Here is a 14,341-nt window from a genome sequence, read left to right as displayed (position 1 = left end):
CGTGGTCATCCGAATTTTCCTGTGACGTAGTCCTCCGTTCGGCGCTCTTCCGGATTGGTAAACAACCGCTGCGTCTTGCCGAACTCCACGAGTTCTCCCAGGTAGAAGAAGGCCGTGTGGTCGCTCACGCGGGCGGCCTGCTGGAGGTTGTGGGTGACGATTAATATCGTGTACTGTGATTTGAGTTCAAATATCAATTCTTCGATTTTGGCCGTCGCAATCGGATCAAGTGCGCTGGCCGGCTCGTCCATGAGCAGGGTCCCGGGATTGACGGCGAGCGAACGCGCAATGCAGAGGCGTTGCTGCTGACCACCCGAAAGATCAAGCGCGGAATGCTTCAGCCGATCCTTGACCTCATCCCACAGCGCTGCCTGACGGAGACTGCGCTCCACGATGCCTTCAATATCCTGCCGGCTTGCGATACCATTGATCCGTGGTCCGTACGCAACGTTTTCGTAAATGGACTTGGGAAATGGATTCGATTTCTGAAATATCATCCCGATTCGCCGGCGCAACCTCACAACGTCCACCCCGCGGGCATAGACATCCTCCCCGTCGATATGTACCGATCCGGTGATGCGGACGCCGTTTATCAAATCATTCATCCTGTTCAGAGTGCGGAGGAATGTCGATTTGCCACATCCGGAGGGCCCGATAAGCGCAGTCACCTCGTTCTCCGGAATGTCGATGGTGATGTCCCGCAACGCCTGCTTTCGGCCGTAAAATAAACTCAGGTCCCGTATGCTGATCTTCGGATTTTTCATTGTATCCATGCGTTCATGCGTCCTGAAATCTATGGATTCAACTGTTTGGTTTATGTTAGGATTTCATGAGCACCTGATGTGGCCGGAAATCCGGCAGCACTTGACGCGTATATAAAACAGGAAGCCCCTCTGCCCGAAGACAGAGGGACTTCCTGTGCTCATCAGCATCGAGGAATGCTGAATATTATTTCACCAGCGTCATGGTGCGGCTTGCAACCTGGCCGCCGGACTGCATCATGTAGATGTAGGTACCGCTTGCGAGGTTGTCAGCCTTCCAGGTCAGCGTATAATTTCCGGCTTCGCGGATGTCGTCGACGAGGACATCAACTAGCTGTCCGTAAACATTGTACACTGCGAGGCGCACATGACCGGCCTGCGGCAGCGAGAAGCGGAAATTGGTGGAAGGGTTGAACGGGTTGGGATAATTCTGCGACAGCTCCATGGCGGCGGGTACGCGTGTGTCGAAACGCTCACGCACATCCAGCACGTTGACTGCATCCAGGTAGCTCCAGCCCTTCATCCAGTTCGTCGTGGCGTCGAAAGCACCGATGTAGGAAACCGAACTGAAGAACCCGTCGTTCGGCGGCAGTTCGGAACTCAACATGGCAGGGCTGTCGGCTGCCGGACGGGGATCGAGCATGGCGTTGTTCGTACGACTGATGCTGCCCAGCTTCGGATCCACCATCTGATTGTTATTGGAGGAAAGATGGGTGCGAACGAAGTCCTGCGAGACAATGTCATCGAAGCTGCTGCCGGCACCGAAATTCCACCAGATGTTATTGCTCAGCAGCAGTTCACCGGCCTCGAGGCGGGCACGGGAATCCTCACCGGAGGCGAGGTCTTCGACTTCAATCGCCATATCGGCGAACTCGGTGAAGATGCTGTTCATGTACTTGCCACCGGCATTGTCGCGGAAAATCATCGCAAGGTCGTTGTCGAGATTGATGCTGTTCATGCCGCTGCCGATGTACGTGGCATTGTAAATCGTGGGCATGGCATACGGCATGCCGTCCTCAGGGGTGGTACCACCGTCCTGCTCTGCACCACGATTACCGACATCCTCGGCCTGCACGGCGAACCAGAACTGACCCTTTCCACGGAAACCTTCGTCGTAGTCAAACGCATCGTCACCGTTGAACGCGGAGATAAGATGCTTTGTGTTGACCGTACCGCCGAACCACTCGTACCCGTCATCCGCATTGTTCACGACTTCGATATACTCAATGGTCGTACCACTTCCGACAGCAGCCATGGTAAGACCGTTGATTTCGTTGCCCTCACCGATGTTGGTACCGCCGTAGCGGATGGATACGTAGCGCATGACGCCGGAGTTGTCGGCATCATTGTCACCACCATACGCACCGCGAGGTTCGGTCGAGGGGATGCCTTCAATCTGTCCCACACCGGTTGCCGTGTTGATGGTAGACTTACCGAGGAGGATGACACCGCCCCACAGGCCGCGCGTATCGAGCGGGAGATCGTTGTTGCTGCTGACGTCATCGGCTTCTGCGGTGAAAATGATGGGGTTGTCAGCCGTGCCGTTCGCATAGATTTTTCCGCCCTGCGCAACGATAAGCGCACTCGCATTCTCTGCCTGTCCCGGACGAGCCTTGATCACCGTACCGGGCTGAATGGTGAGGGATTCGCCGTCCTCGACAAACACGAAACCGTTGAGGATGTATGTGTTATTCGACGTCCACGTCACATCGCCGGAAATATCGGCATCCGTCACCTGGACGATTTCGGACTGCGGCACAGTCACAATGCCGAGCTGGGAGGTGGCGGTCCAACCATCAATCCACAGGTCGTAGGGACCGAATGCACCACGATAGGTCACCTTGGTAAAGAAGATATCGTCAGGAGGAGCAATCGCCCCATTCAGTGCTGGACTCCCGCTGCCCGGACGAGGATCGAGGCCCTGATCCGTGGTCCGGCTGATACCGTTCAGCATCGGGTCTTCGATCGTGTTGTTATTCGAAGTCAGCATGGTCTGCACGAAATCCTGCGACGCGATGTCAGTGATGGCGCTGCCGTTGCCGAAGTTCCACCAAAGGTTGTTTCCGAGCACGAGGTCACCGGCTTCGAGACGGGCACGGGAATCTTCACCCGAGGCGAGGTCTTCCACTTCAATACCGCCTGCGGCGAAATCGGTAAAAATGCTGTTGAAGTACTTGCCACCCGCATTGTCGCGGAAAATCATGGCGAGATCGTTATCGACATTGATGCTGTTCATGCCACTGCCAATGTAGGTCACGTTGTAGAGCTGCGGCATGGCGTAGGGCATACCGTCTTCCGGCGTGGTACCGCCGTCCTGCTCCGCGCCGCGGTTACCGATGTCAGAGGCCTGCACGGCAAACCAGAACTGACCATAGCCACGGAAACCTTCGTCATAGTCGAAGGCATCGTCGCCGTTAAAGGCGGAGACCAGGTACTTGCAGTTGACCGTACCGCCGAACCACTCGTATCCATCGTCCTTGTTGTTGAACACTTCGATGTACTCGATGCGGGTGCCACTGCCTACGGCTGCCATGGTCAGGCCATTGATTTCGTTACCTTCGCCGATGTCGGTACCGCCGTAGCGGATGGACACGTAACGCATGACACCGGAATTGTCCTCATCGTCATTGCCGCCATAAGCGCCGCGGGGTTCGGTCGAAGGAATACCCTCGATCTGCCCCACGCCGGTGGCGGTGTTGATGGTCGCCTTTCCGAGAAGGATGACACCGCCCCACAGTCCCCGTGTATCCAGCGGAAGGTTTCCGTTCAAATTATCCGCCTCGGCGGTGAAAACGATCGGATTTCCGGGCGTGCCATTCGCGAAGATCTTTCCGCCCTGGGCGACGATCAGCGCACTGGCGTTTTCCGCCTGTCCGGGTTTCCCCTTGATGATGGTACCGGGTTCGATGGTGAGTGTTTCCCCATCTTCGACGAACACGAAGCCGTCAAGAACATAGGTATTGTTCGCTGTCCAGGTCACATCACCGTTGATGTCAGCGTCGGTCACGTTCACGACATTCTGCGCGAACGCGCCGGAGGCCATCAGCGTGAGGATAAACATGGTCAACAATTGCTTCAGCATGAATTGCTCCAACTGATTAGTGATACAGGTAATTCGTTCTATTCAAACGTATAGCTTATTCCGAATGAGAAATTTCTGCCCGTATTGAAGCTCGAATAGACATAGTCTGTCCCTTCAAAGTGATGCACGTGCCGCACTGCTTCGTCAAGGAGATTCTTGGCGGAGAACTTGGCGGTGAAACCCCAGAACAGGCGCTGCGAAGCGATAAAATCGAGCATGGCGCGCGGTTGTTCATAGACGTTCGGCGTCCCACCCAGCGCGACTGCGGAGAGGCGTTCGCCGAACACGTTGTAGAACAGGCTCACACTGGTGCCCTGATCGTAGTTCTGATAGGCGAGGTTTACATTGAAGAGATAGGGAGACTGGCCCTGGAGTTCACGCGTGCCGTCAGCATAGGGATTGACGGCACGGATAACATCCAGTTCGTCCTGGGAAATGTCTACCACGGACTTCGTCCAGGTAAAGTTCGTTCCGATATAGAAGTAATTCAGGAAGTCTGCGATCTCGTCGAGACGCTTGCGGAATTCGAATTCGATTCCGTAGACACGTGCCTCGGAGACGTTCTGATACTCGATTTCACCGTTCACATTCTTGATAACGCGCTCGATGGGATTCGAGAAGGATTTGTAAAACCCGCTCACGGCAAGAATTTCACCGGGACGCACAAACCACTCCCAGCGCAGATCGTAGTTGTCGATCAATGTGCGCTCGAGGTCGGCGTTTCCGATGAAGGTGAAGTCGTTGACAAAGTTAAAGGATGCGTAGGGGGCGAGTTCGCGGAACGTCGGACGCGCAAGCGTCTTTCCGTATGCCGCGCGCAGGTTCATCCGCTCGGAGACGTTGTAAAGCAGATTGACCGATGGCAGCAGATCCTGGTTGTCGAGCTGACCCCGCGTCAGCGAGGTGTCCATACTGGCGACATCCATTTTCGTCGTCTCATAGCGCGCACCTCCAATCAGGCGGAAATCGTTGAAGATCGGAAGATCAATCATCATATATCCCGCGTAAATATCCTGCGTACCACCGTAATTGTTCGACAGCGAGGTCGCGTCGATCACATAATTCCCAAAGCGGAAAAACTGCTCCGTGCTCTGATCAGGCAGGATTCCGACGTTTGCAGGGTTAAAAAAGTCCGCCGCGTCGCCGTCATACCTGATGGCATCCTGTCCGAAGTCGAAGCGGCGCTCAGTGAAGGTGCGTTCCTTGTTGAGGTAGGCACCGCCGAACTTGACTTTCGCGGCCAGGCCGTTCCACTGCTGGAAGGGCATGTCCATGTCGATGTTGAAAGAATTGTTGTCCTCGACCAGGTTGCGATAGTAGCGGGACGGAATGGGATAGATAGAAGGACGAATCGTATAAATGGTATCGGTAACGCCGTTGCGTTCGCGAATGGTGTAGTTGTCCGTGAAGTAGCGCACGTCAGGTTCGTCCTGCGCGTTGCTGGACATCGAGCCGATCCACTCGACATTCAGTCCGCCCAGTGCGTCGAAATGGTGCTTCCCACGAAGCTGATACGTCTGCAGTTCGCGCTCGACGTAGTGCAGGTTGCGTGTTTCATAGGTCGCGTTGCCCGTCAGATCGCGGGGAAAGCTGCCGGACAGGTACCGCGCGGTATTGTCAGCGCTGCGATTGTATATTACGTTGAAACCCATCTCGTGGGCCTGACCGAGCTTGTATGACATGTTCAGCAGTCCGCCCCAGAGCACCTCGTCGTTACCTTTCTGGTCAGTGAACATGTAATCGTTCGTCAGTTCGTCTACGTCGTCGACATGCCCCGTCAACTGATAACGCCCCACTTCACCGTTCGTGTACTGCGAGTACTGACGGCTATACGTCAGACTTCCCAGGAAGCCGAACGCCTGTCCGAGGACATCGTACTGGTTTCCGAAGGACAGCGCGTAGCTCTGGTTGACCGGTGCGGTGGTCCGTGTCGGTGCCATGGTGCTGTTAAAGGATTTCGAGTAGCTGTCGAGCTGCATCGCCTTCTCTTCATCGGTAAAGGCGAAGCTCAGATCGGGGATCTCGACGTTGGGATCCTGGAGCGCATCGGGAATTGCACGCGTACCGTCATCAAAGCCCAGCCAGTCTGTTGCGCCACCAGCGTAGGTGAGGAAACTGCCGCTTCCCGTCGTCTGGGAATTCCAGGACGTCGAGGAAGACAGCGACAGCGTCAGTTTGTCGGGGAAGGACTTCGTTGAAATATTCACGCTGCCGCCGGTATAGTTGCCGGGCTTGTCAGGCGTAAAGGTTTTCGTGGTAACGAGATTTTCAAGAAAACTCGCGGGAAACAGATCGAGCTGCACCGCACGGCGGTTGGGATCAGCGCTCGGAACTTCCGCGCCGTTAAGCTGCGTGGAAGTGTAGCGCTCACCGAGTCCGCGAATATAAATGTACTTGCCATCCACCGTGGAGGCACCGGTGACCTTGTTCATGGCCGCGGCGGCATCACCGGATCCTGAGCGGGAAATATCTTCCGCGCTGATGGCATCACTGATGGATGCAGCTTTCTGGCGATCCTTGAGCAGACCCGCCTCGTTATTGGTCAGAAGCTTTGCCTCGACAACGACCTCCTGCATTTCGAAGGCCTCGGGGGCAAGCGTCATCTCCAGTTTCGTCGTTTCTCCCGCCTTCACAACAACGCCGGTCACGGTTTTTTTCGCGTATCCGATCATCGAAGCGTGAATGGTATATGTTCCGGGAGGTACCGGTTCAATGGTAAAATTCCCATAGATATCAGCGGCGGCACCGAGCGACATGCCCTCAATAATGATATTGGCACCGATCAGTCCTTCGCCGTTTGCTGCGTCAACCAACGTTCCCCGTACCTTACCGGTGTTCTGTGCAGAAACACTCGTTGCGAAAAGGATAAGGAGGGTGAGGAGGGTGGTAAGAGAAAGTGTGGTTCGCATTGTCCTGAGAAACAGTGAATGATTTGTGTGATTTCGTCTGGTTTTGAGAATCAATTCCTATCATTCAAATCTGCAATGCGCGCATTAAGATTATGTTTCCCCCCTGTTAAACGATCATTGTCCGTAGGTTAAGCGAATGTTAAGAGGACGGGATGGTCCGTACCGGAATCCGCATAGTGAAGCAGAAACGGCAGAGGGGTTTGTTTTCAAGAAAAAGTCTTTTCACTTTTCCATCTGACGGCTTCATCCGCACTACATACGCACCTCCAGCATCCCGGCTCCTTCCGGGTATCCCTGTATCAATCACAAAAGCACGCTCGCCATGCAGTCATCTTTCGACACCGTACTTTTTGTGTTCCGGCGCGATCTCCGCCTGACCGATAACCGCGGACTGGCGGAAGCCACCCGCAGATCACGCCGCGTCATCCCCGTCTTCATTTTCGACAGCAATATTCTCGACGACATCGCGAACCGCGGCGACCGGAGGCTGAGCTTCATCCACGATGCACTCGCGAAACTGCAGAATGCACTGCGTGGACGTGGATCGGATCTTGTCGTTCTGCACGGCGACCCGATGATCCGCATCCCGAAGCTGGCAGCGGACTGCGACGCCGACGCGGTATTCGTCAATGATGATTACGAGCCTTACGCGCGTGTACGCGACGACGCCATAGCCGAAGCACTGGTGCAGGATGGCCGTGCGTTCCACGCGTTCAAGGATCATGTGGTGTATCACCGCGACGAGATCCTGACAAAAAGTGGTGATCCCTACAAGGTATTCACCCCGTACCGGCGGGCCTGGCTCGAACGACTCGAAGAAGAAGAGCGTCTCGGACATAGTCCGGTGGCGGAAGAGTACATACGCGACAAGTCGCTGGCCACCCGTGCATCGCTGAAGCGACACAGTGACACATGGTCGCTCAAGGATCTTGGTTTCACCCGATCCGACACCTGGCTCGAAGCCGGTGAGGATGCTGCGCAGCAGAGGCTTGAGGAATTCCTGCCCTCCCTGCAATGGTATGCGGAGGACCGGGATTACCCGGCGCGGAAGGGCACTTCGGGCCTCTCGGCACATCTGCGTTTCGGTACGATTTCGATTCGGGAATGCGTTCGCCACGCACGGGAATCGGATGAAGAAGGCGCACAGACCTGGCTGCACGAGCTGATCTGGCGGGAATTCTACCAGATGCTGCTCGACCGTTTCCCGCATGTGGTCAATCACAGTTTCAAAGCAGAGTACAACAGCATACGCTGGCCCGGAGGAGACAAAGAGTTCACCGCATGGTGCGAGGGACGCACGGGTTACCCCATCGTCGATGCGGCCATGCGGCATTTCAATGCCACGGGCTGGATGCACAATCGGCTGCGCATGGTTGTGGCGATGTTCCTCACCAAGGATCTGCTGGTGGACTGGCGTCGCGGGGAAGCGTATTTCGCGGAAGGACTCCTCGATTACGACCTGGCCGCCAATAACGGGGGTTGGCAGTGGTCCGCTTCCACGGGCGCTGACGGAGCTCCCTATTTCCGCATATTCAATCCCGTCCTGCAGTCCAAAAAGTACGATCCCGACGGGAGTTACATTCGGGAGCATCTGCCGGAATTGGCAGGATTCACCGGAGGGCACATTCACTGGCCGCATGACGCCGACCTGTTTGCACAGCAGGAAGCGGGCTGTGTTCTGGGTGAAAACTATCCCCACCCCATCGTCGATCATGCAGAGCAGAAAGACAAGGCAATCGCCCTGTTCAAGAATCTGTAGGCACAAATCGGTATAGACAGAACAAGGCAGTTCCGGGTGGAACTGCCTCGTTCATTTATAGGACCTCATGGAAAAATTCACGCGCCGGGAAAAGGTCAGGCGGCTTTCACACGCTTCAGCCACTGGTTGTAGAGATACATGCTGAGGGCGGATACGAGGCCGATGCCCATGAGCACCACCCAGCCGATGGAATTCCACGTCGGGTCGAGCTGCAGCAGTCCGTTGTCGAGCGGGACGGCGTTCTTGCACATGATCTCGTTGAAAATGGCAGCGCCGGCGGGACCACCGATAAGCGATCCAATCGCCATCGGCAGATTCGCATATCCGAGAAACAGTCCTTCCTGTCCCTTCGGCGCAAGAGCCCCGATATACTCGTAGGTTCGCGCCGATGTAAAGAGTTCGCCAAATGCGATCAGCGCCACGGTCAGTGTTGCAAACAGGGCTCCCATCGGCAGAAGATCCCACACCGTGGCGGTGACACCACCCGCAGTGTATATCGGGACGATGTTGATGAGCATGGAAATCCCGATGATGATGATGCCGACGATGATCGAATTGATCGGCTTCATCTTCCCGAACGTCTTCGTGATCAGCAGCTGGAAGAACACGATGGTGAAAGGATTGGCCATGGTATAGATGTCAACGGCAGGATCGGTTTCCACCACTTTCTTCAGATACAGCGGGATGACGTTGTAGACCTGGGAATAGATGAAGAAGAAACCGCTGGACACAAGCAGGAACATCGCAAAGCGCACGTTCTTGAGAACCAGAATCATATCCAGGAGGATGCGGCCGATGCTGCGTTGGCCCTTGCGGCTGCGGCGCGCATCAACATCTTCCTGCGAATCCCTGTACATGAACAGCACGACGAAAAACGCAACCACCGAACAGCCGACGGCAACTGCGAAAATGAAACTCAGATCATAATGCGTACGCACGACGTAGCTGATTCCGCGTCCCACAAGCGATCCGATATTGATCACCATGTAGAAAATGCCGAAGGCGAGCGTCGCCTTCGCACCTGCAGTCTTCTGTACCGTACCGGAAATGCAGGGCTTGATGACTGAGCCGCCCATCCCGATGATGATAATACCGATGATAACCGGTACGATCACCCCTGCGCCCGCGGTGACTTCCGTGCCGACGAGGTCGTGCAGGATTTCCCCGCCGAACCAGACGGGATATCCCATGAGGAAGTACCCGATGGCGAGCAGTATGAAGGCAGCCAGAAGGGATCGTTTGAAACCCACCTGGTCTGCGATGGTTCCGGAAAGAATCGGCAGAAAATAAACCAGTGTCCAGAGAATGCCGTTCAGCGTACTCGGCCAGTATTCACCGAGTCCAAGCTGTCCGAGATACAGGACGACAAAACTGGCCATCGCGTAATACGCACCACGCTCGAAAAGCTCGGTGAGGTTCGCTGTCCAGAATGTGACGGGAAAGGATTTCGTGCCGGTGGGAGAATCAGGAGGGTTTGCAGCCATATTCAATTCCTTGGTGCTAGCGATACCTGGTTTCAGGCGGTACAACATACAAACATAGCACTTTTTTTCGGATCAAGGAATATCATTCTCTGAAGACTGGAAATACGGTTCGTCCAGGTCTCCCCGGGGCCAATCACATTGAATCTTCCTCTCCCCCTTTGTATTATTCATCACGCGTACTGTGACCATCCACATACAGGATTCCCATGAAAACACTGCTCCTTCTGCTCAGCCTGTGTCTCATTTCGCTGCCTGCAACCGCGCAAACCGTGCTCATTCAGCGCGACAACGGCACACCGGCCGGTGCGTATTTCAATGCGCCCTCTTTCATGAACGAATCGGTCATACTCTCCTTTGACGGGCCCTGCCGGGTGCTGGAACTTCAGATTTATTACATGGGGAATGGCGCGGCGAAGGACACGGTGTTCATTGTCGGGGATGCGGCGGAAGGAGCCATACCGCCGACACACTGGGTGTGGGATTACAATACACTCATCGATCCCGTGGTTGTGGACTATCAGTCTGAAGGCTGGATCACCATCGATCTTCGCGGTACGGAACTGCGGAGCGACGGCTACGACCGCATCGTCGTGCAACACTGGCTGCAGGCGCCTGCGGGTCCCTGGTGGGCGGTCGATACCGACAAGCAGCTCACGCCTTATACCTCCTTCCTCATGGATCCCACGCAAACGAACAGCCTCGGGGGACCCGGTGCATACCTGCTTGCCAGCAATGATTACATGGTGCGTGCGCTGGTGGAATATGACTTCCCCGAAGGCAACGGCTCCGCCGACCCCCCCGCGGCGACGATGGTCGATGTCGCGATTGAGTCGGGCCTGCAGAAAGATGGCGCGCGCATCAACGCCGCGATGGCCGCGGTGGCGGACTGGAACAATGACGGACGCGACGATATCGCCATCGGCTCCAACTATTTCCAGAATACCGGTTCCGGCTTTACGAACGTCTCCGCGAATCTGGGACTGCCCAACGGCTATTCGGTCTGGGCGGATTTCAACAATGACGGGTGGCAGGACGTATACATCGTTTCCGGCGGCGACAACGACCGCCTCTTCCGTTCCGATGGTGCAGGAGGTTTCGAAGACGTCACCGCGACCGCTGGCATCAGCAATCCCGCTCCCACCGTCACACCGATCTGGTTCGATTACAACAATGACGGCCTCGCTGATCTGTTCATTGCGAACGGACGGCGGACCGTCAATAACCAGGAGGTCTATTACCAGGACAAGCTCTGGAGAAACAACGGTGACGGCAGCTTCACCGACGTCACCGCGCAGAGCGGCATTGCCGCCGCGGAACCCGCTCCGTACATGGATTGCTGGGGAGCAAGCGCCTGCGACTACAACAACGACGGACTGACCGACATTTTCGTTTCCACCTATCGTCTCGAACCTGACCTGCTCTACCGCAACAACGGTGACGGTACGTTTACGGAAGTCGGTGCCGCCACGGGAGCGCGCGGGAACCCCACCGCGTCACCACAGTATTTCGGGCACGGTATGGGAAGCGACTGGGGCGATTTCGATAATGACGGCTGGATGGATCTCGTGGTCGGCAACCTCGGCCATCCCGACTGGCGCGGCTCGGTATCAAACCCGTCTCTCATCTTCCACAATGAGCAGGGCAACTCCTTTGTCGAAGTGCATCACGAAATGGGATTGAAGTTCCGGGAGATGAATGCCGGTGTGGCATGGGCGGACCTCGACTGCGACGGATATCTCGATCTCTGGCAGTCCCAGTACGCATATCAGAAAGAAGGCGAAAACGGCGAACCCGGCCGTTACTCCCGGCTGTACATGAACCAGGGGCCACCCGGATATGACCTGCTGGATCGCACATGGCATTTCGGTGCGAAGATCCACGGCGCATGGACGGTATCGCGCCTCGATTTTGATCGCGACGGTGATGTGGATCTTCTCGTGGCGAGTCCGCGTGAAGGAGTCAAACTTTTCAGGAATGATCTGCCTCGCCTTGGTCACTGGCTTGCGCTCCGCCTCTCGGGGAGTCCGGAAGACAATGTCCCCATGGACGCCTTCGGAACACGGGTGGTCGTTTACGCCGACGGACGATCATTCACCCGCACACTCTCGACATCCTCTGCCGGATCACGTGCAGCCACCAGCAGCCTCGAACTGCAATTCGGGCTCGGCAATGCCGTCGGTATTGACAGCGTCGTCGTGCATTATCCCAACGGGGTACACCGCAGTCTGACCACGCTGAAGCTCGACACACGCTACGCCATTCCGTACACCGGCGAAATCACTGCAGGCATCGAAGCCGCAGCAAATCCGGGCAGCTGGCGCATCGATGCAGCCGCACTGCGCAGCGGCAGTCTTTCGTTCGTACTGCAGCGCGACAGGCCGCTTGACAATCCCCGCATTGCACTTCATAACGCACTCGGACAATGCGTCATGACCTTCGATGCCGGCATGCTGCAGCCCGGTCTGCAAACCCTGCCAATCACCGCAGGGCTCGCGAGCGGAACATACTTCCTCGTGGTAGAGGCGGAAGGCAGCGTACAGAGCCTGAAGCTCCAGCACCTGCGGTAGGCCAGGCGCGACAGGATTTTTCATAAAAAGCTTGTAGCTTGCAGCGGCGGCATATGCTGCCGCTGCTGTTTCAATCACTTATCACCTGCAGAACATCATGAAACGACTGCTTCCAATTTTTGCGCTCCTGCTCCTCCCGCTGTGTGTTCAGGCACAGATTCTGGAGAAGGTCACCGTCAAGGAAATTCTGCCCACGGTCCACAGCAGAGCCCAGAGCGACTTCGCCGCGGACGCCGTGCTGACGAACACCCTCTTCTTCGGATTCAGCTACCAGGGCGTTTCGCTGGAACTCGATCTTTCGAATGGAAAGGCCACCGGGTGGCTGTACCGTTTTTATTCCCCGACGCTCGATTCTGCATCGTTCTTCATCGGCGTCAAGGTGGCCATCATCGGTACTCAGGCAGTGCGTCTGCCCGTCGACACGGTAACGCAATACTTCCCCGTGAGCATCGGGAGCACGAAACTGACCGAGCCCTGGGTGGATTCGGATGATGCGCTGCAGGGATCAAAAGATGGCGGTGCGGAGAGCTGGCTGCAGTCCAACCCGGATGCAACGCTTGCACTCTGCTTTACCATAAACAATCCGGTGGCCAACAAGTATTTTCCGCAGGGACAGTATTACTTCTTCCGTTATACAGCCTCGACGGATACGCTCACCTGTATGGTCCACGCGAGTTCAGGTCAGCCATTCCGCTGTTTTTCGGGAAATGCACCGACCATTCTCACCATTCCCCCGACGACGGCCCGCATCGGTGTTGCCTACAGTTACACGGTCAACGCCTTCGGAGATCCCGCCCCCAGCTACCGTCTGGAAACTGCTCCCGCCGGTATGACGATTGATGCCACGAGTGGGAAGGTTTCATGGACACCGTCTGCCGGTCAGGAAGGCAAACACCCTGTCACCGTCATCGCGGAAAACGCCGCCGGCAGCGATTCGCAGTCGTTCGAAATTACCGTGCAGGCATCCGGAGGGGTACCGGAAATCACATCCTCACCTGTCACCGTGGCCGTCGCCGGCAAACAGTATACATATCAGCTTACATCCACAGGAACACCGGCACCAACATACTCCCTGAGTGAATCGCCTGAGGGCATGCTTATCGACGGTGGACGCGGTGCCATATTCTGGACCCCGACCCGGCTCCATGCCGGACCGCATACGGTCACCGTCGTCGCGACAAATTCCGCGGGAACTGACGAGCAGACATACACGCTCGAGGTACACACCTCTCCGGTGATCGCTCCGATCGAAGCACAGGTCATTCCGTATGATGATCCGTTTACCATGGATCCGATAGTCGATGCGTATCCCGATCCGGTTTTTGCGCTGAACGCGGGACCCGATGGCATGAGCATTGATCCCCAGACAGGACGCATTTCGTGGACGCCCACACAGCAGCAGGTCGGTAACCATACCGTCCTGTTCGAAGCAGAAAACGCTGCGGGCAGAACGCAGCGTTCGTTTGAAATTGAAGTGGATGCCTCGCTTGATGCGACCGGGATTTCCGCGGCACCGAACTTCCGTCTTGTCTCCAGTTATCCGCAGCCGGCATCACAGGAATTGCAGCTTGCCGTGGCAGCCCGTACCTCCGCCGCCATCAGCGTGGAACTGTTCGATGCGCTGGGTCGCAGCGTATATCGTGGTGAACTCCAGGCGAATGCCGGCACAACTGCGCGATTGACGATTGCAACACAATCCCTGCGCAGCGGCATGTATGCGCTGCAGCTGACTGACGGCACGCAAATGCTGCAGCGCAGCATCATCGTCGCGCGGTAGGC

7 protein-coding genes are annotated in these 14,341 nt (G+C 56.3%); 3 read left to right on the top strand and 4 right to left on the bottom strand.

Annotated elements, in window-relative coordinates:
- Positions 1-5: 5 nt before the first annotated feature.
- The 3 genes from KQI65_11840 to KQI65_11830 all read right to left on the bottom strand — a co-directional run bounded on the left by KQI65_11840 (position 6) and on the right by KQI65_11830 (position 6,752).
- The gene (locus KQI65_11840) at positions 6-773 is read right to left on the bottom strand and encodes a phosphate ABC transporter ATP-binding protein (GenBank protein MCB2205430.1); all 768 of its coding nucleotides are present in this window, start codon (positions 771-773) and stop codon (positions 6-8) included.
- A gap of 175 nt (positions 774-948) precedes the next feature.
- Entirely contained in the window at positions 949-3,843 is a 2,895-nt protein-coding gene (locus tag KQI65_11835) for a T9SS type A sorting domain-containing protein (GenBank protein ID MCB2205429.1), read from the bottom strand.
- 38 nt (positions 3,844-3,881) lie between these two features.
- Positions 3,882-6,752, bottom strand: coding sequence for a TonB-dependent receptor (locus tag KQI65_11830; GenBank protein ID MCB2205428.1), 2,871 nt, complete (start codon positions 6,750-6,752; stop codon positions 3,882-3,884).
- Positions 6,753-7,074: 322 nt separating this feature from the next.
- Here KQI65_11830 and KQI65_11825 point away from each other — a divergent pair, with 322 nt between their 5' ends.
- Positions 7,075-8,511: a DNA photolyase family protein gene (locus KQI65_11825; protein MCB2205427.1), complete on the top strand. Its 1,437-nt coding sequence runs from the start codon at positions 7,075-7,077 to the stop codon at positions 8,509-8,511.
- A gap of 95 nt (positions 8,512-8,606) precedes the next feature.
- On the opposite strand, the gene KQI65_11820 is transcribed toward KQI65_11825, so the two are convergent.
- Entirely contained in the window at positions 8,607-9,995 is a 1,389-nt protein-coding gene (locus KQI65_11820; protein MCB2205426.1) for an MFS transporter, read from the bottom strand.
- A gap of 206 nt (positions 9,996-10,201) precedes the next feature.
- On the opposite strand from KQI65_11820, the gene KQI65_11815 reads away from it, so the two are divergent.
- Positions 10,202-12,562, top strand: a complete 2,361-nt coding sequence (locus KQI65_11815) for a CRTAC1 family protein (GenBank protein ID MCB2205425.1) — start codon at positions 10,202-10,204, stop codon at positions 12,560-12,562.
- A gap of 97 nt (positions 12,563-12,659) precedes the next feature.
- Complete coding sequence (locus KQI65_11810) at positions 12,660-14,339, top strand: putative Ig domain-containing protein (protein MCB2205424.1); 1,680 nt, start codon at positions 12,660-12,662, stop codon at positions 14,337-14,339.
- The last annotated feature ends 2 nt before the right edge of the window (positions 14,340-14,341 follow it).

Source organism: bacterium, assembly GCA_020444325.1.
Taxonomy (GTDB): Bacteria; Bacteroidota; Ignavibacteria; order SZUA-365; family SZUA-365; genus BM516.
The sequence above is the reverse complement of the archived record's forward strand: the minus strand, read 5'-3'. Positions and strand labels throughout refer to the sequence as shown.